The 24,591-nt window shown below is 71.2% G+C and carries 31 protein-coding genes; 23 read left to right on the top strand and 8 right to left on the bottom strand.

Annotated elements, in window-relative coordinates:
* Positions 1-13: 13 nt before the first annotated feature.
* From GGQ54_RS05170 to GGQ54_RS17560, 5 genes are all read right to left on the bottom strand, one after another.
* Positions 14-787 carry an ATP-binding cassette domain-containing protein gene (locus GGQ54_RS05170; protein WP_179444423.1) on the bottom strand — a complete coding sequence of 258 codons (774 nt, stop codon included), beginning with the start codon at positions 785-787 and terminating at the stop codon, positions 14-16.
* Positions 784-1,872 carry a FecCD family ABC transporter permease gene (locus tag GGQ54_RS05165; protein ID WP_179444422.1) on the bottom strand — a complete coding sequence of 363 codons (1,089 nt, stop codon included), beginning with the start codon at positions 1,870-1,872 and terminating at the stop codon, positions 784-786. The genes GGQ54_RS05170 and GGQ54_RS05165 overlap by 4 nt, the downstream gene beginning before the upstream one ends.
* A gap of 13 nt (positions 1,873-1,885) precedes the next feature.
* Complete coding sequence (locus tag GGQ54_RS05160; RefSeq protein WP_218843706.1) at positions 1,886-2,929, bottom strand: ABC transporter substrate-binding protein; 1,044 nt, start codon at positions 2,927-2,929, stop codon at positions 1,886-1,888.
* Between the two features lie 129 nt (positions 2,930-3,058).
* A complete protein-coding gene (locus GGQ54_RS05155) occupies positions 3,059-5,275 on the bottom strand; it encodes a heavy metal translocating P-type ATPase (protein WP_179446430.1) in 2,217 nt (738 codons plus the stop codon).
* A 59-nt stretch (positions 5,276-5,334) separates the two neighbouring features.
* Entirely contained in the window at positions 5,335-7,275 is a 1,941-nt protein-coding gene (locus tag GGQ54_RS17560) for a cytochrome c oxidase assembly protein (RefSeq protein WP_179444421.1), read from the bottom strand.
* Positions 7,276-7,628: 353 nt separating this feature from the next.
* On the opposite strand from GGQ54_RS17560, the gene GGQ54_RS05145 reads away from it, so the two are divergent.
* Positions 7,629-8,324 (top strand): VldE C-terminal domain-containing protein, encoded by a 696-nt coding sequence (locus GGQ54_RS05145; RefSeq protein ID WP_179444420.1) that lies wholly within the window; start codon positions 7,629-7,631, stop codon positions 8,322-8,324.
* A 56-nt stretch (positions 8,325-8,380) separates the two neighbouring features.
* Here GGQ54_RS05145 and treY read toward each other — a convergent pair whose 3' ends face one another.
* Together treY and GGQ54_RS05135 are read right to left on the bottom strand one after the other, a co-directional pair.
* Positions 8,381-10,657, bottom strand: coding sequence for a malto-oligosyltrehalose synthase (gene treY / locus GGQ54_RS05140; RefSeq protein ID WP_179444419.1), 2,277 nt, complete (start codon positions 10,655-10,657; stop codon positions 8,381-8,383).
* 65 nt (positions 10,658-10,722) lie between these two features.
* Entirely contained in the window at positions 10,723-11,136 is a 414-nt protein-coding gene (locus tag GGQ54_RS05135; protein ID WP_179444418.1) for a hypothetical protein, read from the bottom strand.
* Between the two features lie 407 nt (positions 11,137-11,543).
* Here GGQ54_RS05135 and rpsJ point away from each other — a divergent pair, with 407 nt between their 5' ends.
* From rpsJ to GGQ54_RS05070, 13 genes are all read left to right on the top strand, one after another.
* Positions 11,544-11,852 carry a 30S ribosomal protein S10 gene (rpsJ, locus tag GGQ54_RS05130; protein WP_039345402.1) on the top strand — a complete coding sequence of 103 codons (309 nt, stop codon included), beginning with the start codon at positions 11,544-11,546 and terminating at the stop codon, positions 11,850-11,852.
* Positions 11,853-11,866: 14 nt separating this feature from the next.
* Positions 11,867-12,547 (top strand): 50S ribosomal protein L3, encoded by a 681-nt coding sequence (gene rplC, locus GGQ54_RS05125; protein ID WP_179444417.1) that lies wholly within the window; start codon positions 11,867-11,869, stop codon positions 12,545-12,547.
* Entirely contained in the window at positions 12,544-13,524 is a 981-nt protein-coding gene (rplD, locus tag GGQ54_RS05120) for a 50S ribosomal protein L4, sunset domain variant (RefSeq protein ID WP_179444416.1), read from the top strand. The genes rplC and rplD overlap by 4 nt, the downstream gene beginning before the upstream one ends.
* Positions 13,521-13,832 (top strand): 50S ribosomal protein L23, encoded by a 312-nt coding sequence (gene rplW, locus GGQ54_RS05115; RefSeq protein WP_343045856.1) that lies wholly within the window; start codon positions 13,521-13,523, stop codon positions 13,830-13,832. The genes rplD and rplW overlap by 4 nt, the downstream gene beginning before the upstream one ends.
* Positions 13,833-13,863: 31 nt before the next feature.
* Positions 13,864-14,700, top strand: coding sequence for a 50S ribosomal protein L2 (gene rplB, locus GGQ54_RS05110; protein ID WP_179444415.1), 837 nt, complete (start codon positions 13,864-13,866; stop codon positions 14,698-14,700).
* Between the two features lie 17 nt (positions 14,701-14,717).
* Complete coding sequence (rpsS, locus tag GGQ54_RS05105) at positions 14,718-14,999, top strand: 30S ribosomal protein S19 (protein ID WP_179444414.1); 282 nt, start codon at positions 14,718-14,720, stop codon at positions 14,997-14,999.
* Between the two features lie 15 nt (positions 15,000-15,014).
* Entirely contained in the window at positions 15,015-15,467 is a 453-nt protein-coding gene (gene rplV, locus GGQ54_RS05100; protein ID WP_179444413.1) for a 50S ribosomal protein L22, read from the top strand.
* 2 nt (positions 15,468-15,469) lie between these two features.
* Entirely contained in the window at positions 15,470-16,324 is an 855-nt protein-coding gene (rpsC, locus tag GGQ54_RS05095; RefSeq protein WP_179444412.1) for a 30S ribosomal protein S3, read from the top strand.
* 4 nt (positions 16,325-16,328) lie between these two features.
* On the top strand, positions 16,329-16,748 hold the full coding sequence (gene rplP / locus GGQ54_RS05090; RefSeq protein ID WP_179444411.1) for a 50S ribosomal protein L16: 420 nt from the start codon (positions 16,329-16,331) through the stop codon (positions 16,746-16,748).
* Complete coding sequence (rpmC, locus tag GGQ54_RS05085) at positions 16,748-16,999, top strand: 50S ribosomal protein L29 (protein WP_179444410.1); 252 nt, start codon at positions 16,748-16,750, stop codon at positions 16,997-16,999. The genes rplP and rpmC overlap by 1 nt, the downstream gene beginning before the upstream one ends.
* Positions 17,000-17,001: 2 nt before the next feature.
* On the top strand, positions 17,002-17,295 hold the full coding sequence (gene rpsQ / locus GGQ54_RS05080; protein WP_179444409.1) for a 30S ribosomal protein S17: 294 nt from the start codon (positions 17,002-17,004) through the stop codon (positions 17,293-17,295).
* Positions 17,296-17,468: 173 nt separating this feature from the next.
* Entirely contained in the window at positions 17,469-18,404 is a 936-nt protein-coding gene (locus GGQ54_RS05075; RefSeq protein ID WP_179444408.1) for a polysaccharide deacetylase family protein, read from the top strand.
* Positions 18,405-18,517: 113 nt separating this feature from the next.
* Positions 18,518-19,681 (top strand): MFS transporter, encoded by a 1,164-nt coding sequence (locus GGQ54_RS05070; protein ID WP_179444407.1) that lies wholly within the window; start codon positions 18,518-18,520, stop codon positions 19,679-19,681.
* Here GGQ54_RS05070 and GGQ54_RS05065 read toward each other — a convergent pair.
* Positions 19,585-20,484 carry an AraC family transcriptional regulator gene (locus tag GGQ54_RS05065; RefSeq protein WP_179444406.1) on the bottom strand — a complete coding sequence of 300 codons (900 nt, stop codon included), beginning with the start codon at positions 20,482-20,484 and terminating at the stop codon, positions 19,585-19,587. The two genes, GGQ54_RS05070 and GGQ54_RS05065, sit on opposite strands and share 97 nt — an antisense overlap.
* Before the next feature lie 279 nt (positions 20,485-20,763).
* Here GGQ54_RS05065 and rplN point away from each other — a divergent pair, with 279 nt between their 5' ends.
* The 9 genes from rplN to rpmD all read left to right on the top strand — a co-directional run bounded on the left by rplN (position 20,764) and on the right by rpmD (position 24,590).
* On the top strand, positions 20,764-21,132 hold the full coding sequence (gene rplN, locus GGQ54_RS05060; protein ID WP_179444405.1) for a 50S ribosomal protein L14: 369 nt from the start codon (positions 20,764-20,766) through the stop codon (positions 21,130-21,132).
* 19 nt (positions 21,133-21,151) lie between these two features.
* The gene (gene rplX, locus GGQ54_RS05055; protein WP_179444404.1) at positions 21,152-21,523 is read left to right on the top strand and encodes a 50S ribosomal protein L24; all 372 of its coding nucleotides are present in this window, start codon (positions 21,152-21,154) and stop codon (positions 21,521-21,523) included.
* Positions 21,523-22,140, top strand: coding sequence for a 50S ribosomal protein L5 (gene rplE / locus GGQ54_RS05050; RefSeq protein ID WP_179444403.1), 618 nt, complete (start codon positions 21,523-21,525; stop codon positions 22,138-22,140). Before rplX ends, rplE begins: the two co-directional genes overlap by 1 nt.
* Before the next feature lie 7 nt (positions 22,141-22,147).
* Positions 22,148-22,333 (top strand): type Z 30S ribosomal protein S14, encoded by a 186-nt coding sequence (locus GGQ54_RS05045; protein ID WP_179444402.1) that lies wholly within the window; start codon positions 22,148-22,150, stop codon positions 22,331-22,333.
* 86 nt (positions 22,334-22,419) lie between these two features.
* Positions 22,420-22,827, top strand: a complete 408-nt coding sequence (gene rpsH, locus GGQ54_RS05040) for a 30S ribosomal protein S8 (protein ID WP_179444401.1) — start codon at positions 22,420-22,422, stop codon at positions 22,825-22,827.
* A 27-nt stretch (positions 22,828-22,854) separates the two neighbouring features.
* Positions 22,855-23,397 carry a 50S ribosomal protein L6 gene (gene rplF, locus GGQ54_RS05035; protein ID WP_179444400.1) on the top strand — a complete coding sequence of 181 codons (543 nt, stop codon included), beginning with the start codon at positions 22,855-22,857 and terminating at the stop codon, positions 23,395-23,397.
* Between the two features lie 2 nt (positions 23,398-23,399).
* Entirely contained in the window at positions 23,400-23,783 is a 384-nt protein-coding gene (gene rplR, locus GGQ54_RS05030; RefSeq protein WP_179446428.1) for a 50S ribosomal protein L18, read from the top strand.
* A gap of 22 nt (positions 23,784-23,805) precedes the next feature.
* Entirely contained in the window at positions 23,806-24,408 is a 603-nt protein-coding gene (gene rpsE, locus GGQ54_RS05025; RefSeq protein ID WP_179444399.1) for a 30S ribosomal protein S5, read from the top strand.
* The gene (gene rpmD / locus GGQ54_RS05020) at positions 24,408-24,590 is read left to right on the top strand and encodes a 50S ribosomal protein L30 (RefSeq protein WP_179444398.1); all 183 of its coding nucleotides are present in this window, start codon (positions 24,408-24,410) and stop codon (positions 24,588-24,590) included. Before rpsE ends, rpmD begins: the two co-directional genes overlap by 1 nt.
* Position 24,591 lies beyond the last annotated feature (1 nt).

Here is a 24,591-nt window from a genome sequence, read left to right as displayed (position 1 = left end):
GCGGCCGCCGGGGTCACTCCGCCGGTCGGAGCAGCAGCCGGGGGGCGCCGGTCACCGGGTCGGTGACGAAGCCGCCGGAGACGCCGAAGACCCGGCGCAGGGTCGCATCCGTCAGCACCGCGTGCGGCGGCCCCGCGTCCACCAGCCGTCCGGAGTCCATGATCGCGAGCTGATCGGCGTACTGCGCCGCCAGGTCGAGCGAGTGCAGGGCGACCAGCACCGTCGGCCCGGAGCCCCGCAGCAGGGTCAGCAGTTCGAGCTGGTGACGCGGATCGAGATGATTGGTCGGCTCGTCCAGCAACAACAAGATCGGCTGCTGGGCCAGCGCGCGAGCGATCAGCACCCGTTGCGCCTCGCCGCCCGACAGCGTCGACAGGGGCCGGTCCGCGAACTGCGCACACCCGGTGCGCCGCATCGCGTCCTCGGCAATGGCGTGGTCGGCCGGACCGGGACGGTCGAACGTGCCCAGGTGCGGGGTACGCCCGAGCAGCACCATCTCGCGGGCGGTGAAGTCGAAACCCCCGCCGGCGGCCTGACCGACGACCCCCACCCGTCGCGCCGCCTCCGCGCGCGGCAGCCGGGCAAGATCATCGCCGTCGAGCACCGCGGAACCGGCGCTCGGGCGCAGGGCGCCGTAGATCGCCCGGAGCAGCGTCGACTTGCCCGAGCCGTTCGGGCCCACCACGGCGCACACCTCGCCGGTCCCGATCCTGAGGTCGATCCCGTGCAGGATCGGGTCGACGAAGCCCGCGACGAGCCCATCGATCACCAGCCGCCCGGTGCTCACAGGCTCACCTGGCCGGTCGCGCTGCGGCGTACCGCGATCACGAAGGCGGGCGCACCGACCAGGGCGGTCATGATCCCGATCGGGATCTCGATCGGCGACAGCAGGGTGCGGGCGGCGGTGTCGGCGGCGAGCACCAGGAACGCCCCCAGCAGCAGCGACACCGGCAGCGAGCGGCGATGGTCGGCGCCGACCAGGATCCGGGCCAGGTTCGGCACCACGAGACCCACGAATCCGACCGGCCCACAGACCGAGACGACGGTGCCGATCACCAGCGAAGCCAGGACGAAGAAGATCAGCCGGGCGACGGTGGGGGAGACTCCGAGCGAGACGGCGGCGTCGTCGCCGAGCGAGAGCGCGTTCAGCCGGCCGGCGAGCAGCAAGATCACGCCCAGCAGCGGGATCACGATCACCGAGCTGATCACCAGCAGCGGCCATTGCGCCCCGGACAGGCTGCCCAGCAGCCAGAACATGACCTGACGGGTGGCGTCCGCGGAATTGCCGCGGAGCAACAGGTACGAGGTGATGCCCGCCAGCAGGTGACCGGCCGCCACGCCGATCATGATCAGCCTCCCCGGCAGCAGCCGGCCGTGCCGGCGGGCCAGCGCGAAGACCGCGATCCCGGTGGCGGCACTGCCCAGGAACGCCGCGAACGGCAGGGTGAGCTGCCCGGCCGCCGTCGCACCGAGGGTGGTCAATACGATCACCGCGCCCACGCTGGCGCCGGACGACAGGCCCAGCACATACGGGTCCGCCAGCGGATTGCGGACCAATGCCTGGATCACCGCCCCGCCGGCCGCGAGGCCCGCCCCGACCACCAGCGCCTGCGCGACGCGCGGTACCCGCAACTCCCAGACGATGTAGTCCAGCGGGCCCGCGCCCGGACGGCCGGAGAGATGCGCGCCCACCGAGCCGATCACCTCCGTCAGCGGGATCCGGACCGCGCCGACCGTCACCGCGAAGGCGGCGCAGCAGACCAGCAGCACCGACCCGGCGAGCAGCACGAGCGGCAGCGGCAGTCCGGCCCAGAGCGCGCCGGGTCGGCTCGGCAGCAGCGGCCGGGCGCGCCAGCCATCGGGATTGGCCATCGGATCGGCGGCCTCAGCGGGTCGCGGCCTCGTTGATCAGCTTCGCGGCACGGGGATTCAGCACGCTGGGGGAGAGCAGGATGCTCTGCGGCACGGCGACGATCCGATCCTCGCGGACCGCGGTGGTGTTCGCGAGCAGCGGCGAGGCCTTGATCGCCGCGACCAGATCCTCGGGCGACTCGGGCCCGAGTCCGGTCACCGCCACGATGAGCTGGGGGTCTCGGGTCGCCACCTCCTCCGCCGACAGGTCGGCGAAGTCGGCGTTCACCGAACCGGCGATGTTCTCCCCGCCGGCCAGCGTGTAGATGCCGTTGGCCAGGCTCGACGCGCCCTGCGTCTTCACGCCCTGCCCGCCCGTCGGCGCCGCCGACAGCCCGAGGACGCGTACTGGCTCCGCCCCGGGATCGATGCGCGGCAGCTCCCCGCGCAGTCGATCGTTCAGCGCCGCGGCCTCGTCGGGTACGCCGAGCACCCGGCCCAGCTCGTCGACGTAGCGGTAGGTGTCGTCGATCCCGGTGCTGGCCCGGCCCGCCGCGGTGTCACAGGCGACGACGACCCGCGCGCCGTTCTCGGCAAGCTGCTCCAGGGTCGGCGTACCGTCGAAGGCGCCGAACTCGTACAGCGAGATGCCGGTCACCAGATCGGGCTCGGCCGCCAGGACCCGCTCGCGGTTGCCGCGGCCGGGGTCGATCACCTTGATCCGATCCAGCTCGCGCCGCAGCTCGCCGTCGAACGCCTCGGTGAAGTCGGGCGCCGCAGTGCCGACGATCCGGTCGGCCTGGCCCAGCTCGACCAGGAACGCCGCCGCGCCCGAATCCATGGTGACGATCCGCTCCGGCGCGGGCCCGTCCGCCGCCGGCGGGGGGCACTGCGGCGCGCCGCCCATGTCCATTCCCCCGTCACCGCCCTTACCATCGCCGCCCTTGCCGCCGCCCATGTCCATGCCGCCGGATGGCATGGGCGTGTCCATGGGGGTCGGGCCGGTGCCGGCGGACGCGCAGCCGGCGAGCGGGGCAAGGATCAGGACGCCGGCCAACAGGGCGGGACGCAGACGCATGTGAAGATTCCTCCGGATGATGACGAATGGTGGGCCCGCGGTGCTGCGGGCGCCTTCCGGGGTGGCAAGCGGGCGGCCGTCACGGCGTCCCGGTCGCCCTGGCGATCGGCTCCGGAGTTTGTAGCACGATCACGAGATCGGCGGATTCCCCCGGGCCGTATCGGTCGCGCGCCGGCGCGGATAGCGCCGCAGCCGCAGGCTGTTGCCGACCACGAAGACCGACGACAGCGACATCGCCACGCCGGCGATCAGCGGGTTCAACAGCCCGGCCGCGGCGAGCGGGATGGCAGCCACGTTGTAGGCAAAGGCCCACACCAGGTTGCCGCGGATCGTCCGCAGGCTCGCGCGGGCCAGACCGATCGCGTCGGCGATCACCGACAGATGCCGGCGGACCAGGATCATGTCGGCCGACTTCACCGCCAGATCGGTGCCGTGCAGCACGGCCAGCCCCAGGTCGGCGGAGGCGAGAGCGGCCGCATCGTTGATCCCGTCGCCGACCATCGCGACCCGGTGCCCGGCATCCTGCAGCGCGCGTACCGCGTCGACCTTCCCGGTGGGCAGGACATCGCCGATCACCCGGTCGACGCCGAGGTCGCGGCCGACCCGCTCGGCGGCGATCGCCCGGTCACCGGTGAGCAGCACCGTGGTCAGGCCCAACGCCCGCAGTTCGGCGACGGCCTCCGGCGCCGAGTCGACGACCTCATCCGCGACCCCGAGCACGCCGATCACGGCGCCGTCGCGGACGACGAAGACGCAGGTACGCGCGGCCGCCTCGCCCTCGGCGACCGCGGCCTCGGCCGCGGGGGGTACGCCGATGCCGCGCTCGTCCAGCAGCGCCGCGCTGCCGATCAGCACCTCCGAGCCGTCCACCGTGGCGGCGGCACCGAGGCCGGGCAGCGCCCGGTGCCCGACCGCGGTCGGCGCCTCGCCCGGATGAGCGGCGGCGATCGCCCGGCCGATCGGGTGCTCGGAGTGCCGCTCGGCGGCCGCGGCGATGGCCAACAACTCCGCCCGGGCGACCCCGAGCGGCAGCACCTGCTCGACGGTCATCTCACCGCTGGTCACGGTGCCCGTCTTGTCGAGCACGACCGTGTCGATCACCCCGGAGGCCTCCAGCGCGTCCGGCCCCTTGATCACGATGCCGAGCTGACCCGCGCGGCCGATGCCGACCATCAGCGCGGTCGGCGTCGCGAGACCGAGGGCGCACGGGCAGGCGATGATCAGCACCGACAGCGCGGCATTGAACGCGTCGCGCGCACCGTGTCCGGTGAGCAGCCAGCCGGCGAGCGTACCGGCCGCGATCAGCAGCACGATCGGCACGAAGACCGACACCACGCGGTCGACCAGCCGCTGCACATTGGCCTTGCGGGCCTGCGCCTGTTCGGCGAGAGCGGCCATCTGGGCGAGCTGGGTGCGCTCGCCGGTGCGCTGCGCCTCGATGATCAGGGCGCCGGTCAGATTGATCGTCCCGCCGAGCACCTGGCTGCCCGGTTCGACCTCGGCCGGGACGGGCTCGCCCGTCATCATGGCCGTGTCGACGGCCGAGCGGCCGGTGAGCACCAGCCCGTCCGCGGCGAGCTTCTCGCCGGGGCGTACCGCGAAACGATCACCCGGACGCAGCGACGCCGCCGGGACCGCCCGCTCGGTGCCGTCGGCGTCGATCACGCGCGCCTCGCTCGCCGCCAGCCGGGTCAGCGCGGTCAGCACGTCGTGGGCCGAGCGGCGGGCCTTCGCCTCGAAATAGCGTCCCGCCAGCAGGAAGGTGGTGACCGCTGCCGCCACCTCCAGATAGATCGCGTCCGCGCCCGCCGGCGTCACGCCGTAGCCGAGCCAGTATCCGGGCTGCGCCGGCGAGCCCAGCAGGAGCGAGATCACCGACCAGAAAAACGCGGCGAGGACGCCGAGCGAGACCAGCGTGTCCATGCTGAACGCCCCGTGCCGCAGGTTGCGGATGGTCGCCGCGTGGAACGGCCACGCCGACCAGAAGACGACCGGGATCGCCAGCGCGACGCACAGCCACTCCCAGCCGGGAAAGCGCAGGCCGGGGACCAGCGCCAGCACGATCGCGAGATTGCCGAGCGGCACGGTCAGCACCGCCGCCACCGCCAGCCGACGCAGCAGCATCCGCGCCCGGTCGGGGGCCGAGGTCTCGTTGGGGTCGGCATCGGCCGCGACCGGCGCGGCGTGGTAGCCGGCCCTCTCGACGGCGGCGACGAGATCGGGGGTGCGCGCGGCCGGCAGCCCGGTGATCACCGCGCGCTCCGTCGCGAAGTTGACCACGGCGTGGGCGCCGTCGACCTTGTTCAGCTTCTTCTCGATCCGATTCGCGCAGGCAGCACAGGTCATCCCGCCGAGCTCGAGCTCGATGCGGGCGGCCTGTTCGCTGCGGCTGGTCGCCGGGGCCGTCACGATCCGCCTCGCTGGTCGGTACGCGCATCCTGCTCGGCGAGCGCGGCCAGCATCTTCTGGTACTCCTGATAGGCGTCGTCATGGCCGGCATCCATCGCCCGGTCCCGGCGGCGGGCCTCGCGGCGGTCGGTGCGGAACCACTGGGCCAACAAGATGATCACCACCGCGAGCAGGGGGATCTCGCCGATCGCCCACGCGATCTGGCCGCCGACCTCCTGGTCGGTGGCGAGGTCTGGTGCCCAGGCGAGCTCCAACGAGAGGAAGTAGTTGGCGCCGATCAGCACGCTCGCGCCCATCACGATCACCGCATAGAACGCGTGGAAGGGCATCGCGGCGAAGACATAGCCCAGCCGGGCGATGTGCGGCAGCGAGCGCGGTGGCTGGTCGACGCCGATCACGACCGCATAGAACCAGAAGCCGACCAGCAGGAAGTGGAAGGTCATCAACTGGTGCGCCCAGTGGAAGCGCATGCCGAGCTCGAACAGCGACGAGAAGTAGATCAGGTAGAACGAGCCGACGAACAGCAGCCAGACCAGCAGTGGGTGGGCCAGCACGTGCAGCACCCGCCAGCCCATGATCGACTCCGCCGCGTCCCGAGGACTGCCGAGCGCCCCCGCCGCGGCCGGCCGCCACAGCCGCAGGCAGAGCGTCAGCGGCCCGCCGAGCACCAGCAGCACCGGAGCGATGACGTTCAGGGTCATGTGGACGATCATGTGGTAGCGGAAGCTGGTCGAGCCGTACTGCCAGACCTGGGAGGTGGCAAGGAAGCCGACGATCAGCCAGCCGGCGGTCCAACTGATCGGTCGGACGAGCGGCCAGGCGTCGCCTCGCCGGCGGAGCCGCGCGTACCCGATCAGGTACGCCACGATCGCGAACGCCGCGACGGAGGCGAGCAGCAGGTTGGGCCGGCCGGGCGTCAGCAGGTCGGGCAGGGCCGGGCCGGTGGGCACCTCGTAGCCGAGGTAGTTGTCCTGCGGGGACTGCGGCACGCGGAAACGCGGCGGGAAGAGCGCGAGCAGCGCGACCTGGGCGCCGAGGACGAGCGTGCCGATGCCGAGGGCTGCGCGCGCGCGGGTGAGGGTCGGCCGCCAGCAGATGATCACCAGCACCGCCAGCAGCGCCACCAGGCCGAGGGCGACCATCCCGTATCTGGACTGCCACGGCGCGGTGCCGGCGAGCTCGAAGATCAGCACCCCGACCCGGCAGGCGAGGGCGACCAGGCCGGCGATGATCACGATCCGCCGCACGCGCCGGGCCGCGGCCGGGTCGTCGTCGCCGCGGCGGAGGTAGGCCCACAGCGTGCCGAGCAACAGCGCCAGCGCGGGCGTACCGATGATCGCCGCGTCGGTCGCCAGATCGTGATCGCGGCCGACCGACACCTGGGCGGTGACGACCGTCGGCAGGCTGAGGGCGAGCGCGACGCCCGTGCCGGCGAGCGCCGCGGGCCAGGAGCGGGCGAACAGGCAGGCGGCGCCGAGCCCGAGCGCGGCGAGCGCGGTGAACAGCCAGGTCGGGGTGGTCTGGGTCGCGGCGAGGAAGCTGCCCGGGTCGGCGAGGGCGTAGCGGACGGGTACGCCGAGCCCGTTCGCGCCGGCGAACGGCGTCTGGACCAGCGCCACCAGGCCCCAGCCGAGCGCCCAGATGCCGGCGCGGCGCAGGCGATAGGCGTCAGCGTCGGACAGGGCCCAGCGAGCGCCGGTCTCCGAGCGCGCGGGCCGGCGCCAGAACAGGGCCACCTCCAGCAGGCTGCCGGTGGTGCCGAGCGCGCAGACGAGCGCGAGCAGGCCGAAGGCCGCGGCGCCGACCTGGGTGAACAACTCCTGTTCGGTGAATCCGTCCAGCGGCGGTTCGGACTGGCGCAACCAGACCCCGAGACCGGCGATGAGTGCGGCCCCGAGCAGGGCGGGCCAGCCGATCGGGCGGGCGGATTCGGGCACTGTGGGCAACTCCTGGCTGGCCGGGGCGAAACAGCGTCAGCCTACGCGCGTGCGCGGGCGAGGCCTATTTCGCGCGACCGGGGCGGTGCGGCCGGCCAGCCGCACTTTTTTGGCCGGGAGCGCCGCCCGTGCCGGCCCGAACCGCGTGCCGGCGGGATTCCCGTCGATCGGTCGCGGGCTCGGCGCCAGGAAGGTGCGGATCGCGCCGGGCGCTGATCCAGCGCCACATCCGGCACACAGGCATCTAAGCATTCCTTAAGATCATTTGAGAACCTCTCAGTGTGCTCTTAGCCTCGGGCGGTGACGGCGGGGCGCGAGGGCCCCCGCAAGCACCGACGAAGGGTGAGAAACCGATGAACAAGCGAAGCATCGTCCTGCGGACCGCGGTCGGCGCGGCCGCGACGACCGGCGTCCTGCTGGCCGGCGCGGCCGGCATCGCCCAGGCCGCCACCGGCGAGGAGCGGGACTGCCAGCAGCAGACGGCACGGCAGGCCAACAGCTTCGAACGGTCCGCGGACTCCGGCGACGAGCGTTCGGCGGGGCAGGGCCGCGAGCGAGGCACGAACAAGAACGGTGACGAAGCTCGCGGAGATCGCTCGAGCGGCGACCGCGGGCGTTCCGGCGAGCACCGGTCGGGCGGCTCCGGCGGGGCGTCCGGTGCCGCCCGCCAGGCCTCCACCGGCGACCCGGACGTCAGCGGCGCGAACGGGCTGAGCGGCAACGCGCAGGCCGCGCTCGACGACATCCGCGAGGAGTTCCCGGAGATCTCCACGATCGGCGGGGTGCGCAACGACCCGGGCTCGGATCACAACGACGGCCGGGCGCTCGACATCATGATCCCGAACTATGACTCCGCGCAGGGGCGCGCGCTCGGCGACCGCGTCGCGGCGTACCTGCGCGACAATGCCGACCGCTACGACGTCAGCTACGTGATCTGGCAGCAGCAGATCTGGAACGTCCAGCGCGCCGACGAGGGCTGGCGCGACATGGAGGATCGCGGTTCGGACACCCAGAACCACCGCGACCACGTGCACCTGTCGGTGAACTGATCCGACGAGCGGTGACGGTCCCCGGCGGGCAGCCGGGGGCCGTCGCCGTCTCGGCGTCAGCTCCGGGTCAGCAGTGCGACCGGCAACCGCGCGAACAGCTCGGTCACGGCGACCTGCCCGGCGTGCTCGGCACCGGTCAGCTCGTCGCGCCACGTCCCGTCGGGCAGGGTCACCGCGGTCTCGTCCCAGCCCGTCTCGCCGAGGGAATAGGGAAGCCGGGTGACCAGAGTGATCGCCCCGCCCCGGTCGAAGCCCAGCAGATGCGTCGCCGCGGGACCGTTCGCGACCACCGGCCGGTAGCCGCTGAACAGCTCGGGCCGGTCGCGGCGCAGCCGCAGCGCCTGCCGGGTCACCCACAGCTTCGCCGCGCCCGAGTCGTCGACCGGCGGGGCGGCGTTCAGCCCCGCCAGTCGAGCGCGTCGGCGCTGGTAGTCCACCGGCCGCCGATTGTCGGGATCGACCAGCGAGTCGTCCCACAGTTCGGTGCCCTGATAGACGTCGGGTACGCCGGGCGCCGTGAGCTGGATCAGCTTCTGGGCCAGGGCATTGGACCAGCCGGGCTGTTCGACCAGTGTCTCGAGGCGGGCCAGCTCGTCGGCCAGGCCGGCGTTGTCGAACACCGCATCGACGGCGGCCAGCACACCGGCCTCGAAGTCGGCGTCGGGGTCGGTCCAGCTCGTGTGCACCGCGGCCTCGCGCATCGCCTTCTCGGCATAGGCCCGCAGCCGCTCGCGCGCCCCCGGATCGTCGCGGTCCGGTCCGAGCCCGATGATCACCTGGGCGAGCAGGTACCCCAGCGGGCGGTCCCTGATCCCGGTCGTGGTCAGGTACGCCTCGGCGAACCGCGTCCAGTGCTCGCCCAGCTCCGACAGCACCGCCAGCCGCGCGCGGACGTCCTCGCCGCGCTTCGTGTCATGCGTGGACAGGGCGGTCATCGCCTCGGGCCAGTCGCGCTGCCGGCGTACCTGTGCGGCGTGGAACGCGTCGGTCGGCAGGCCGAAGCGGCCGGCGTCGCCGCCGACCTCGTTCAGCGCGACGAATCGGGCGTACCGGTAGAACGCGGTGTCCTCGGTGCCCTTGGCCATCACCGCGCCGGTGAACTGCTGGAACCGCACGGCGAGCTCGTCGTCGGGATCGGTCAACCGGGCCAGCACCCGGTCGCGCAGCGGGTGGTCGATGGCACCGGCCGCCGCATCGAGCAGCTCGCGTCCGCGCGGCAGATAGGATCGGTACGCCTCGAACTCCACCGCCAGCATGATCAACAGCTCCGTGAGCTGCCCCGGATCGAACTCCGGGGTCAACCGGGTCATCCGGTTCAGCTCCGCGCGCAGCAACTCGCTCGCCGCGCGCCGCTTGCCCTCCCGGACGTGGGCGCGCGCGGACAGTTGATCATCGGTCAGCTCCCGGTAGACGCGGTCGAGCCCCGCGGCCGCCGAGGCGTCGACCAGGACGCCGGTGAACTCGTTCAGCGCGTCGTAGCCGGTGGTGCCGGCGACCGGCCAGGGCGGCAACTGCTCGCCGGGCTCGAGGATCTTCTCGGCCACCAGCCAGGCATCGGGCGCGAGCGCGGACAGCCGGCCGAAATAGTCCGCCGGGTCGGCCAGGCCGTCGGGGTGGTCGACCCGCAGCCCGCTGATCTCGGCGCGCCCGACCCAGCGGGCGACCCGTTCGTGGGTGGCGTCGAAGACCTCGGGATCCTCCTGGCGTATGCCGGCCAACGAGGTGATCGTGAAGAAGCGTCGGTGTCGCAACTCGGCGTCGCCGCGCCGCCAGTTGATCAGTCGGTACGCCTGGCGTTCCAGCACCGCGCTGAGTGAGTCGCCCGGCTGCCAGGTCCCCGGCGCGAGCGGGAACCGGTGGTCGAAGTAGCGCACCTCGCCGCCGTCCTCGGTCGGGACCAGGCGCAGGTCGCCGGGGTCGGCATCGTCGCCCAGCACGGGCAGCAACAGTGGGCCGGCCGCCCAGTCGATGTCGTACCAGTCGGCACTCGGGGAGTCCTGGCCGAGGCGCAGCACGCTCCACCACGACGGGTTCTGCGCGGGATCGGCGACGCCGAGGTGGTTCGGCACGATGTCGACGACCAGGCCGAGGCCGGCACTCCGGGTCGCCTCGACCAGCGCCCGCCAGCCGGCCTCGCCGCCGCGCTCGGGATCGATCCGGGTCGGGTCGACCACGTCGTAGCCGTGGGTCGAGCCGGGGGTCGCCGCGAGCACGGGCGAGACGTAGACCGCGCCGACGCCCAGCTCGGCCAGGTACGGGACCGTCGCTGCCGCGTCGAACAGCGTGAAGTTGGCGTTCAGTTGCAGCCGATAGGTCGACGTGGGTGCGCGCACACGCCGACCCTAGTGCGGGCGGCCCGGCCGGGGGAGTGGCCCGCGATTCGGGGTCCGACGCGGGCTCAGCGGTAGTGGGTGAAGCTCGCGACGAGGATCAGCAGTTGGGCGACGATGCTGACGCCCAGCGCCACCGGCACGACGAAGTCGAATGGTGCGAGGAGCAGGAAGGCGGCCAGCGCGGCGCCGCCGCCGACGATCGCGATGCCGGAGCCGATCCGCAGCCAGAGCAGATTCGGGTCGCTCTTCGCATCGAGGGCCAGGCAGAGCAGGACCACGGTGGCCAGCGCCCCGACCAGCGCCACCGATGCCGCGATTGCCATCGGCAACTGGCCGGTCAGGTAGCCGATGATCGCGGTGCCGAGCCCGGCACAGGAGACGAATGCGCAGACGGTGCCGACGATCAGCGAGACCGAGGCGCGCGCGGGAGCGGCCCGGCGCGGGGCAGCGGCGGAAACGGGCTCGGCCGGGCTGCTCATGTCCTCAACGATAGCCCGCCGCCGGATTTGGCCTCGCGGGCGATGTCTGCCAGAATCTACGGGTTGCCTCGACAAGGTCGCCGGGGCGTGCCGTGCGCCGACGAGCTCCCCCGGGAGAGCGCTGCGCGGGGTACGCCGCACCGAGAGATCAACCGCACAGGGCGGAGCGGATCGCAAGATCCCGCCGGCCGGACACAATCAACGAGCAGGGATTTCCGTGCTTGTCGTGCGTCCAGGGCCTGCGACACGCCCGACCGCGGGGGTCGGAGCAACGCGGTCGGCACCGCGGTGCCCGGCCAACGTACAAGTGACTCGAGAACAGCGAGGCACTCGGACAACGAGCGCCGCGACGGATCGCCCCCGGGTGGTCGGCGGAGACACGTGCAGGGACGAGAAGAGGACGAACTGTGGCGGGACAGAAGATCCGCATCAGGCTGAAGGCCTATGACCACGAGGTCATCGACACCTCGGCGCGCAAGATCGTCGACACGGTCACGCGTACCGGTGCGACGGTCGCCGGGCCGGTGCCGCTGCCGACGGAGAAGAACGTGTACTGCGTGATCCGTTCGCCGCACAAGTACAAGGACAGCCGCGAGCACTTCGAGATGCGTACGCACAAGCGACTGATCGACATCATCGATCCCACCCCGAAGACGGTCGACTCGCTGATGCGCCTCGACCTGCCGGCGGGCGTGGACATCGAGATCAAGCTCTGAGGAACGACGCCAAGATGACGACTACCGAACGCAAGGTGAAGGGTCTGCTGGGCACCAAGCTCGGCATGACCCAGCTCTGGGACGAGAACAACCAGGTCGTGCCCGTGACCGTGATCCAGGCCGGGCCCTGTGTGGTCACCCAGGTCCGCACGCCGGAGAAGGACGGCTACTCCGCGGTCCAGCTCGGCTTCGGCGCCGTGAAGCCCAAGCGCGTGAACAAGCCCGACGCCGGCCACTTCGGCGCCGCCGGCGTCACGCCGCGCAAGCACCTGGTCGAGCTGCGCACCACCGATGCCGCCGACTACGAGCCGGGCCAGGAGCTGACCGCCGAGGTCTTCGAGCCGGCCGAGATCGTCGACGTGACCGGTGTCAGCCGCGGCAAGGGCACCGCCGGTGTCATGAAGCGGCACGGCTTCGCCGGCCTGCGCGCCTCGCACGGTGTGCACCGCAAGCACCGCTCGCCGGGCTCCATCGGCGGCTGCGCCACCCCGGGCCGGGTGTTCAAGGGCCTGCGGATGGCCGGCCGGATGGGCGTCGACCGCGTGACCGTGCAGAACCTGCAGGTGCACTCGGTCGATCCCGAGCGCGGCCTGATCCTGGTCAAGGGCGCGGTGCCCGGGGCCAAGGGTGGCCTCGTTGTCCTGCGCAGCGCCGCCAAGAAGGGAGACGTTGTGAACGGAGGTAGCGGGGCATGACCGCCAACATTGACGAGCGCGCCACCGAGACGGCGGGCACCCGGACCGACGTGAGCGTCGACATCGTCGACGTCGCGGGCAAGAAGTCCGGCACCGCCGAACTGCCGGGCGCGATCTTCGACACCCAGACCAACATCCCGCTGATCCACCAGGTCGTGGTGGCCCAGCTCGCCGCCGGTCGCCAGGGCACCCACGACACCAAGACCCGCGGCGAGGTCCGCGGCGGTGGCGCCAAGCCGTGGCGGCAGAAGGGCACCGGCCGCGCCCGCCAGGGTTCGCGCCGCGCCCCGCAGTGGACCGGCGGCGGTGTCGTGCACGGCCCGACCCCGCACGGCTACAGCCAGCGGACCCCGAAGAAGATGGTCGCCGCCGCCCTGCGCGGTGTGCTGTCCGACCGGGCCCGCGACGGCCGCATCCACGTCGTCTCCGGCCTGGCCGGGGAGACCCCGAACACCAAGGCCGCCGTGGCCGCCGTCCGCGCGGTCGCCGGCGCGGGCAAGGTGCTCGTGGTGCTGACCCGCGACGAGGACGTGGCGTACCTGTCGCTGCGCAACGTTGCCGACGTGCACCCGCTGGCCGTCGACCAACTGAACGCCTACGACGTGCTGGTCGGCGACTCGGTGGTCTTCACCGAGGGTGCGCTGGAGCAGTTCGTCGCCGGCCCGCAGACCGGCAAGGGCGCGAAGGCCACCGCTCGGGAGAGCGAGGCGAGCTCAGGCGCTGCCGGGGCCACCGTGGCCGACACCACGGCCGACGAGGCCGATGCGCCGTTCGGTGAGGGCTCCTACCGCGGTGCGAACCCGCCGGCCGGGTTCGACATCAAGGGCAACGAGGACTCGATGAAGTTCCACGCCCCCGACTCGCCGTGGTACGCCCGGACGATCGCCGAGGTCTGGTTCGCCAGCGCCGAGGCCGCCGAGCGCGCCGGATTCGTCAATGCGGTCGCTGCGACCGATGACTCGGAGGACGACAAGTGACTGACGCGCTGAAGATCCGCGACCACCGCGACATCCTGCTCGCGCCGGTCGTCAGCGAGAAGAGCTACGGGCTGATCGACGAGAACAGCTACACCTTCGTCGTCGCTCCCGATGCCAACAAGACCGAGATCAAGATCGCCGTCGAGAAGGTGTTCGGCGTGAAGGTCACCCGGGTCAACACCCAGAACCGCAAGGGCAAGGCCCGCCGGACCCGCTTCGGCACGGGCAAGCGCCCCGACACCAAGCGCGCGATCGTCACGGTCGCCGACGGTGAGCGGATCGACATCTTCGGCCAGGCCGGCGCCTGAGCCGGGGTAGAGAGACAGGACTGGAGACCTCATGGCCATTCGCAAGTACAAGCCGACAACCCCGGGCCGTCGCGGCTCGTCGGTTGCCGACTTCGCCGAGGTGACCCGCTCGACCCCGGAGAAGTCGCTGCTGGCACCGAAGAAGAAGTCCGGCGGACGCAACAACACCGGCCGGATCACCACCCGTCACATCGGCGGCGGTCACAAGCAGGCGTACCGCCTGATCGACTTCCGTCGCTGGGACAAGGACGGTGTGCCGGCCAAGGTCGCGCACATCGAGTACGACCCCAACCGGACCGCCCGGATCGCGCTGCTGCACTACGCCGACGGCGAGAAGCGCTACGTGATCGCGCCCGTCGGCCTGGCCCAGGGCTCGGTCGTCGAGGCCGGCGAGGGCGCCGACATCAAGCCCGGCAACAACCTGCCGCTGCGCAACATCCCGGTCGGCACCACGGTGCATGCCGTCGAGCTGCGCCCCGGTGGCGGCGCCAAGCTCGGCCGCAGCGCCGGCGCGGCGATCCAGCTCGTCGCCCGCGAGGGCAAGATGGCGACGCTGCGCATGCCGTCCGGTGAGATGCGGATGGTCGACGTACGCTGCCGCGCCACGGTGGGCGAGGTCGGCAACGCCGAGCAGTCCAACATCAACTGGGGCAAGGCCGGACGCAACCGCTGGAAGGGCAAGCGCCCGACCGTCCGCGGCGTCGTGATGAACCCGGTCGACCACCCGCACGGTGGCGGCGAGGGCAAGACGTCTGGTGGTCGCCACCCGGTGTCGCCGTGGGGCAAGCCCGAGGGCCGCACCCGCAACCCGAACAAGGCGAGCAACCGCCTGATCGTCCGCCGTCGCAAGACCGGCAAGAAGCGCTGAGCAGGAGTCACTGAGAGATGCCACGCAGCTTGAAGAAGGGCCCGTTCGTCGACGACCACCTGATGAAGAAGGTGGACGTGCAGAACGAGAAGGGCACCAAGAACGTGATCAAGACCTGGTCGCGCCGTTCGATGATCGTGCCGGACATGCTCGGGCACACCATCGCCGTGCACGACGGTCGCAAGCATGTCCCGGTCTTCGTGACCGAGGCCATGATCGGCCACAAGCTCGGGGAGTTCGCGCCCACGCGTACCTTCCGGGGCCACATCAAGGACGACCGCAAGTCGCGTCGCCGCTGATCGAGGAAGCAGAAGATGAGTACTGATACGCAAGCCCGGCCCAGCCGACGCGCTGCGCTGCTCGGAGATCGGCCGGGGAGCTTCGCCATCGCGCGGCACGTCCGGATGTCGCCGACGAAGGTACGCCGGGTCGCCGATGTGGTCCGCGGGATGGATGTCACCGAGGCCCTCGACGTGCTGAAGTTCGCGCCGCAGGCCGCGAGCGAACCCGTCTACAAGGTCGTCGCGAGCGCCGCCGCCAACGCGGCCGACACCGACGACCTGGCCGCCGACGACCTGTTCGTCTCCCAGGTGTTCGTGGACGAGGGCGTCACCCTGCGCCGGATCCGCCCGCGCGCCAAGGGCTCGGCGAGCCGGATCATGAAGCGCGGCAGCCACATCACCGTGGTGGTCGAGCCCAAGGAGGCGCGTACCGCGCAGGGCCGCAAGAAGACCGACAAGTCCACCGACGAGCAGAAGGAGGCCTGAGCATGGGTCAGAAGATCAACCCGAACGGCTTCCGCCTCGGTGTGACGACCGACCACACCACCCGCTGGTACGGCGACAAGAACTACTCCGAGAACGTCGCCGAGGACATCAAGGTCCGCGAGTGGCTGGCCAAGAACCTCGAGCGCGCGGGCATCTCCTCGGTGGAGATCGAGCGTCGTTCCGAGCGGCTGACGATCTTCCTCTACGCCGCCCGGCCGGGCATCGTGATCGGCCGCAACGGCGCCGAGGCCGAGCGCGTCCGCGCCGAGCTGGAGAAGCTGACCGGCAAGCAGGTGCAGTTGAACATCCTCGAGGTGAAGAACCCCGAGATCGACGCCCAGCTCGTCGCCCAGGGCGTTGCCGAGCAACTCGCCGCCCGGGTGGCGTTCCGCCGCGCCATGCGCAAGGCGCAGCAGACCGCGATGCGGGCCGGCGCCAAGGGCATCCGGATCAAGTGCTCCGGCCGCCTCGGCGGTGCCGAGATGAGCCGCTCGGAGTTCTACCGCGAGGGCCAGGTGCCGCTGCACACGCTGCGCGCCGACATCGACTACGGCTTCTTCGAGGCCCGTACGCCGTTCGGCCGGATCGGTGTGAAGGTGTGGATCTACAAGGGCGACGTGTCGGGCTCGCGTACCGAGCGCGCCGCTCAGAAGGCCGCCCGGCAGAACGCCCAGGGCCGCCAGCGCCCGGGACGCGGCCGCCGCGGCGACCGCCCCGACCGCGGTGACCGTCCGGAGCGCGGTGGCGCCCGCCGGCGCGAGGGCGCTGCCCCGCGCGGCGACGCGCAGCGCACCGAGTCGGCGCCCGCCGAGAACGCCGGCGCGCAGGCTGCGCCGGCTGAGAACACAGGAGCGTGAGGACATGCTGGTTCCCCGCAAGGTGAAGTTCCGCAAGCAGCACCACCCCAAGCGCCGCGGCATGGCCAAGGGCGGCACCGAGCTGGCGTTCGGCGACTACGGCATCCAGGCCCTCGAGCCCGCCTATGTCACCAACCGGCAGATCGAGTCCGCGCGTATCGCGATGACCCGGCACATCAAGCGTGGCGGCAAGGTCTGGATCAACATCTACCCCGACCGCCCGCTGACCAAGAAGCCGGCCGAGACCCGGATGGGGTCGGGCAAGGGCTCGCCCGAGTGGTGGGTCGCCAATGTCAAGCCCGGACGGGTGATGTTCGAGCTGTCCGGTGTGGACGAGTCCGTGGCCCGCGAGGCCATGCGGCTCGCGATCCACAAGCTGCCGATGAAGGCGCGCTTCGTGACGCGCGAGGGAGGTGACGCCTGATGGCGAAGTCGCTTGTTGCCGCGGACCTGCGCGGCCTGAACCGGGATGCCCTGAACGACAAGGTGTCCGAGCTGAAGGAGGAGCTGTTCACGCTCCGCTTCGCCGCCGCGACCGGTCAGCTCGAGTCACACGGCCGGCTGCGCGCCGTCCGCAAGGACATCGCGCGGATCTACACGGTCCTCCAGGAGCGCAACCTCGGCATCGTCGCCGAGCCCGCCGAGTCCGAGACCACGACCACCGAGAAGGCATGATCATGAGCGAAGCGACGACCGAGCAGAGCGAGGGGACCGCGCCGGAGCGCACCGCGCGCAAGGTGCGTACCGGCTATGTGGTCAGCGACAAGATGGACAAGACCATCGTGGTCGCCGTCGAGGACCGCAAGAAGCACGCCCTCTACGGCAAGGTGCTGCGGCAGACCGTCCGGCTCAAGGCCCACGACGAGAACAACGACGCCGGCCTCGGCGACCGGGTGCGGATCGTCGAGACCCGTCCGCTGAGCAAGTCCAAGCGCTGGCGCCTGTTGGACATCCGCGAGAAGGCCAAGTGATCGAGGCCCGCACCGGTTGACCGACGTACGCGCAGGGCCCGCCTCCCGATCGGAGGCGGGCCTTTCGCGTACCCGCCGATGATCATCGGCGCGACCGGCCGGCGCGCCCGGGGCGGGCCAATAGGCTTAGCGGGTCGAGCTGTGCGTGAGGGACGAACCCATGAGGAGGGGATGTGCGGCACTCGTGGCGTTGGGTCGTAGCGGGCGGGCTGAGCGTGCTCGGGTTGGTCGGCTGCGGGTCGCCGCCCGGGGCCCCGACGCAGGCCAGCGACCCGCCCGCGGCGACCGGGCCTTCGGCGGGGTCGCCGAGCGGCTCGTCGGCCGGTTCATCGAGCCCGGCGCCCACACCGAGCCCGACGCCGAGCGCCGACCCGACAAAGCTCAAGCCGGGCGCGAATCACAACAACGCCGCCTCGGCGTACGTCTACTCGGCGAAGGACGTCAACCGCTGGCTGGTCGAGGGCGAGAAGGCGGCGGGCTATCCCAGGAACAAGATCGCGTTCCTGACCTTCGACGACGGGCCGACGAACAGCTCGACGCCGCGGGTGCTGGACATCTTGAAGAAGGAGAAGGTCCCGGCGACCTTCTTCTACATCGCCGGCCCGAAGGCCCTCGGCAAGGCCGACAAGTCGCTGGTCAGGCGCACCATCGCCGAGGGGCACGCGATCGACATCCACAGCTACTCCCACGACTACAGCGAGCTGTACCCCGGCGGGCGTGGGAACGCCAAGCAGGTGGTGGCGGACAACGAGAAGGCGTTGGCGGCGATACGCAAGGTGCTCGGCCCCGACTATGCGGTGCACGGCTATCGGTACCCGGGCGGGCACCAGTCGTGGAAGGGCCTGGACGAGGCCGACGCGGCGATGGCCAAGAAGGATCGCTACTGGATCGAGTGGAACGCCCTCGACGGGGACGGCGACGCGGAGGCGCCGGCATCGTCGGAGGCGGCCGCCGAGCTGGTGTCGTCCACCCTTGCCGAGTCCGGCAACCCGGGCGTGGCCGTCGTCTTGCTGCACGACTACAAGGACAACGACCTGACCATCGGCGCGCTGCCCACGATCATCGAGGACCTGCGCTCCGACGGCTACGAGTTCGGCGTCATCGACTGACCGACGTCCGTGGGCCCGGGCCGGGGCCGGTCCGGGAGGAACCCGGCGTTTCGATCAATGCGTCCGGATGGCGGGTCAACCATCGGCACCCGGCCCGGGACAACGCTGGTGGCATGGGTGATCGACGTGCGCTCGCGGCGCTGTTCCTCGGCAGTTTCTCGCTGGTCTGTTCGGAGTTCCTGCCGCCCGGCCTGCTGACGGCGATGGCGGGCGACCTCGACACCAGCGAGGGCGTCCTCGGGCTGTCGGTCAGCGCCACCGCACTGACGGCGCTGGTCTCGGCGATCGGCCTCGGCTCGTTGCTGCCGCGGCTGGACCGGCGGCGGCTGCTGGTCGGCCTGGCCGCGCTTGCCGCGGTCTCCGACACGATCGTCGCGATCGCGCCGAATGTCGTGGTGCTGATCGGTGCCCGGCTGCTGCTCGGCGTCGCGGTGGGTGGCTTCTGGTCGCTGGCGCTGGTGGTGGTCAGCCGCATCGTCGCCGCCGATCGGATCGGCCGCGGAATGCTGGTGGTGAATGCGGGGACGATGGTCGCCACCGTGGCCGGCGTACCGCTCGGCGTGCTGGTCGGCGGCGCGCTCGGCTGGCGGGCGACCTTCGGGCTGGCGGCCGCGCTGTGCGCGCTCGCCGCGGTCGTGCTGGCGCTGGCGCTGCCGGCAGTCGCCCCGGCACCCGGCACGGGATGGGCGGCGCTGCGGCGCGTGTTCGGCGTACCGGGTCTGGCCGTCGGCCTGCTCGGGATCGTGGCGTCGGTGGGCGCGCACTTCGCCGGCTACACCTACCTGCGGCCGGCGATCGCGCTGGCCGCCGATCCGTCGGAGGCGTTCGCCGCCGGGGTGCTGACGGCCTTCGGCATCGGTGCGCTGATCGGCAACGTCGTGATCGGCTGGATCACCGATCGCTGGCTACGGGTGATCGTGGCCGTGGTGCCGCTGACCATCGCGTCCGCTCTGGTCGCGCTGGCGCTGCTGCGCGGTCAGGCGGTCGCGGTGCTCGTCGCCGTCGTCTGGGGCGTCGCCTTCGGCAGCGTGATCAACGTGATCTCGGCCTGGGTGACGAGGCTCGCCCCCGACCGGGTCGAGCCGGCCAATGCCGCCGCCACGGGCTCCTTCCAGCTCGCCATCGTGGCGGGGTCGGCGCTCGGCGGCCTCGGCGTCGACATGATCGGGCCGGTCGGCAGCTACCTGATCGCCGCGGCGGCCGGCGTGCTCGGCGCCGTGCTGCTCGTGGGCTCGCTCGCCGCGGCCCGGGCGACCGAGCCGGCGCCGGCCCGCTGAGCCTCGCGCCAGCGCTGCGGCGTGGTGCCGCGGTGCCGGTCGAACGCCCGCCCGAACGCGGCCGTCGAGCCGTAGCCGACCTCGCGGGCGATCTGCCCGATCGTCAGTTCCTCGCGCCGCAGCAGCGACTCCGCCCAGCGCATCCGGACCTCCGCGAGATAACGCAACGGCGGTACGCCGACGGCGGCGCGGAAGCGCTCGGCGAAGCCGGACCGCGAGCTGAGCGCCACCCGGGCCAGCGCTGCGACGGTCCACTCCGCGCCCGGCGTCTCGTGCAGCGCCGCCAACGCCCGCGCGATGTCGGGATCGCTCAGCCGGAGCAGCCAGCGATCCGGCGCGCAGCCGCGCTCACGCCAGGCCCGCAGCAGCATCGAGCACAGCAGCGTGGTGGCCCGGTCGCAGACCGGATTGGCCGGCCGCTCGGCCACATTGGTCACGATGTCGGCCAGCAGGTCGACGGCCAGCGGCTCGTCGCGGGCCAGGTCGGTCAGCACGATCCGGTCCGGCAGTTGGCCCGCGGCGGCGGGGGTGTGGTTGGCACCGAGCCGGGCCAGGCGCAGCTCAGTCGGGGCCAGGGCGTGGACCTCGTGGCGTACCCCCGTCGGCGTGAAGAGCAGATCGCCCGCCGCGAGATCGGTGCGGGACCCGGCGGTGCCGCGCACCCGGACCAGGCCCGCGCGTACCTGCAGCACACCGGGCTCACGCAACCCCAGCCACGATCCCGCGCCGAGCTGATGGTCCTCGCCCGCGACGAATGTCCAGTCCAGGCCCAGCAGCAACCGGTCGAAGGCGTCGTCTCCCATGGTTCTCCCTCTGCTCGCCACCGCTAGCCTAGGCCGCCCGCCCGCGCCGGCAGGTGCGTCTCGGGCCCCCGCCGGCCGAGCGTCCGGCCGCGATTTCGTCCCGGCCGCCGCGGTGGGTTACGCTGTACCGGTTGCGCAGGACTGTGCCCGTGGAATCTCACGCCGACGGGGACCTTTTCTGGGCAGCGCACCACATCGTCCGTTCCACCAGGCCTGCCAGGGCCGCGTCGTCTGCGCGCGTTCGGTGGGAACCGGTGAGACAACCAGGAGACACAACACATGATCCAGCAGGAGTCGCGACTGAAGGTCGCCGACAACACGGGTGCCAAGGAGATTCTCTGCATCCGTGTTCTCGGTGGCTCGGGTCGCCGCTACGCCGGCGTCGGTGACACCATCGTGGCCACCGTCAAGGACGCGATCCCCGGCGGCAACGTGAAGCGCGGCGAGGTCGTCAAGGCCGTCATCGTGCGCACCGTCAAGGAGCGTCGCCGCGCCGACGGTTCCTACATCAAGTTCGACGAGAACGCGGCCGTCATTCTGAACAACAACGGCGAGCCGCGCGGTACGCGCATCTTCGGCCCCGTCGGCCGGGAGCTGCGCGAGAAGCGCTTCATGCGCATCGTCTCGCTCGCCCCGGAAGTCATCTGAAAGCGTTTGGTGGTCTGAGATGAACAGCCTGCATGTGAAGAAGGGCGACCGCGTCAAGGTGGTCGCCGGCAAGGACAAGGGCCTGGTCGGCGAGATCATCGCCGTCTACCCCGAGGCCAACAAGGTCACCGTCCAGGGCGTGAATGTCGTCAAGCGGCACGTCCGCGAGACCGCGACCCCGCAGGGCAAGAAGGTCGAGGGCGGGATCATCAGCTCCGAGGCCCCGATCCACGCCTCCAATGTCCAGTTGGTGGTGAAGGTCGACGGCGAGGAGGTCGTCACCCGGATCGGCCACGAGCGCCGCGAGGTCACCAAGCGTCGCCCCGACGGCACCGAGTACCCGGCCTTCCGCAGCGTCCGGATCGCGAAGAAGACCGGAGAGGAAATCTGATGAGCGCAGATGTCACCGAGCGCACGCTGCCGCGACTGAAGGAGCGCTACCGCTCCGAGGTCGTGCCGGCGCTGCAGAACGAGTTCAACTATCCCAACGTGATGCAGGTCCCCGGCCTGGTCAAGATCATCGTCAACATGGGCGTCGGCGAGGCGGCCCGGGATTCCAAGATCATCGACGGCGCGATCCGCGACCTGACGACGATCACCGGGCAGAAGCCGCAGGTCACCAAGGCCCGCAAGTCGATCGCCCAGTTCAAGCTGCGTGAGGGTCAGCCGATCGGCGCCCACGTCACCATGCGCGGCAACCGGATGTGGGAATTCGCCGACCGGCTGCTCAGCCTGGCGCTGCCCCGGATCCGCGACTTCCGTGGTCTGAACTCCCACCAGTTCGACGGCCAGGGCAACTACACCTTCGGTCTCACGGAGCAGGTCATGTTCCACGAGATCGATCCCGACAAGATCGACCGGGCGCGGGGGATGGACATCACCTTCGTCACCTCGGCGACCAATGATGACGAAGGCCGGGCCCTGCTGAAGAACCTGGGCTTCCCCTTCAACGACAACCCGAAGCCGGCCAAGGCCCGCCGCGGCCCGGCCTACGCACGACGGAAGTGATCAACTGATGGCGAAGACCGCACTCAAGGTCAAGCAGTCCCGCAAGCCGAAGTTCGGTGTCCGGGGCTACACCCGGTGCAACCGCTGTGGCCGACCCAAGGCCGTGTTCCGCAAGTTCGGCCTGTGCCGGATCTGCCTGCGCGACCTGGCCCACCGCGGCGAGCTGCCCGGCGTCACCAAGTCCTCGTGGTGACCACCACCCTCTGAACCGAACGGGGAAGGTCCCGGGCCGGATCGCCGAGCCGCGGGAAACCATTCCGAGAAAGAAGCAACTCAGCCATGACCATGACTGACCCGATCGCAGACATGCTGACCCGTCTGCGCAACGCCAACCAGGCGTACCACGACTCCACCACGATGCCGCACTCCAAGATCAAGGTCGGCATCGCCGAGATCCTGCGCCAGGAGGGCTACATCGACTCCTACGAGGTGCGCGAGCCCGCCGAGGGCGAGGTCGGCAAGTCGCTCGACATCACCTTGAAGTACGGGCAGAACCGCGAGCGCTCGATCGCCGGCGTGCGCCGGATCAGCAAGCCCGGCTTGCGGGTGTACGCCAAGAGCAACGAGCTGCCGAAGGTCCTCGGCGGCCTCGGTATCGCGATCATCTCGACGTCCCACGGTCTGCTGACCGACCGGGACGCGACGACCAAGAACGTGGGCGGGGAGATCCTCGCCTACGTGTGGTGAACCGGACGGAAAGGTAGGAGACAGAACATGTCGCGTATTGGCAAGCTCCCGATCACCGTCCCGTCCGGGGTCGAGGTCAAGATCGACGGCCGGCACGTGGAGGTGAAGGGCCCGAAGGGCACCCTGAGCCACACCATCGCCGAGCCGATCACCGTCGAGCGTTCCGACAACGGCGAGATCGCCGTCAGCCGCCCCGACGACGAGCGAGTCAGCAAGTCGCTGCACGGGCTCACCCGGACCCTGGTGGCCAACATGGTCGCCGGTGTCACCGAGGGCTATGAGAAGAAGCTCGAGATCGTCGGCGTCGGCTACCGCGTGATCTCCAAGGGCCCGGCCGAGCTGGAGTTCAACCTCGGCTTCAGCCACCCGGTCAACGTGAAGGCGCCCGAGGGCATCACCTTCGCGGTGGAGAACCCGACCAAGTTCAGCGTCCAGGGCATCGACAAGCAGGCCGTCGGTGAGGTCGCCGCGAACATCCGCAAGATCCGCAAGCCGGAGCCCTACAAGGGCAAGGGCGTGCGGTACGCCGGCGAGCACGTGCGCCGCAAGGTTGGAAAGGCTGGTAAGTGACGATGGGTATCTCGCTCTCCGCGGGCAAGCACACCGCATCGACCACCGCATCCCGCCGGCGGCGCCAGGTGCGCGGCCGGAAGCGGATCTTCGGCTCCCCGGATCGCCCGCGCCTGGTGGTCACCCGCTCCGCGCGCCACATCCTGGTCCAGGTGGTCGACGATGTCGCCGGCGTCACGCTGGCCTCGGCGTCGACCATGGAGGCCGACCTGCGCGGCACCGACGGCGACAAGTCCGCCAAGGCCAAGCGCGTCGGCGAGTTGGTTGCCGAGCGGGCGAAGGCCAAGGGTGTCGGGGCGGTCGTCTTCGACCGCGCCGGCAACAAGTACCACGGGCGGCTCGCCGCGCTCGCCGATGGCGCGCGCTCCGGCGGCCTGGACTTCTGAAACGACGAGAGGAACTACAGCGATGAGTGGAACCCAGCGCGGCGGCGGCCGCGGGGGCGAGCGTCGCGGCCGGGACGATCGTCGTGGCCGGGACGCCGAGAAGAGCAATTTTGTCGAGCGCGTGGTAGCGATCAACCGGGTTGCCAAGGTGGTCAAGGGCGGTCGCCGGTTCAGCTTCACCGCGCTGGTCGTGGTCGGTGACGGCGACGGCATGGTCGGCGTCGGCTACGGCAAGGCCAAGGAGGTGCCGGCGGCGATCGCCAAGGGTGTCGAGGAGGCGAAGAAGAACTTCTTCCGTGTCCCGCGCATCCAGGGCACCGTCCCGCACCCGGTGCAGGGCGAGAAGGCCGCCGGCGTGGTGCTGCTGCGCCCGGCGTCGCCCGGTACCGGTGTGATCGCCGGCGGCGCGGTCCGCGCGGTGCTCGAGTGCGCCGGCATCCACGACGTGCTGGCGAAGTCGCTCGGCTCGCCGAACGCGATCAACGTGGTGCACGCCACGGTCGCGGCCCTGCAGATGCTGGAGGAGCCGGAGCAGGTCGCGGCCCGCCGCGGCAAGCCGGTCGAGGACGTCGCCCCGGCGGCGCTGCTGAAGGCCGCGCGCGAGAAGCAGGAGGTCGGATCCTGATGGCACGGCTGAAGGTCACCCAGATCAAGTCCGGCATCGGCAGCAAGCAGAACCAGCGCGAGACCCTGCGCAGCATCGGTCTGAAGCGGATCGGCGACGTCGCCGTCAAGGAGGATCGTCCCGAGATCCGAGGAATGCTCGACTCGGTCACGCACCTGGTCAGCGTCGAGGAGGTTGACTGAC

Source organism: Naumannella cuiyingiana (genome assembly GCF_013408305.1).
Lineage (GTDB): Bacteria > Actinomycetota > Actinomycetes > Propionibacteriales > Propionibacteriaceae > Naumannella > Naumannella cuiyingiana.
The sequence above is the reverse complement of the archived record's forward strand: the minus strand, read 5'-3'. Positions and strand labels throughout refer to the sequence as shown.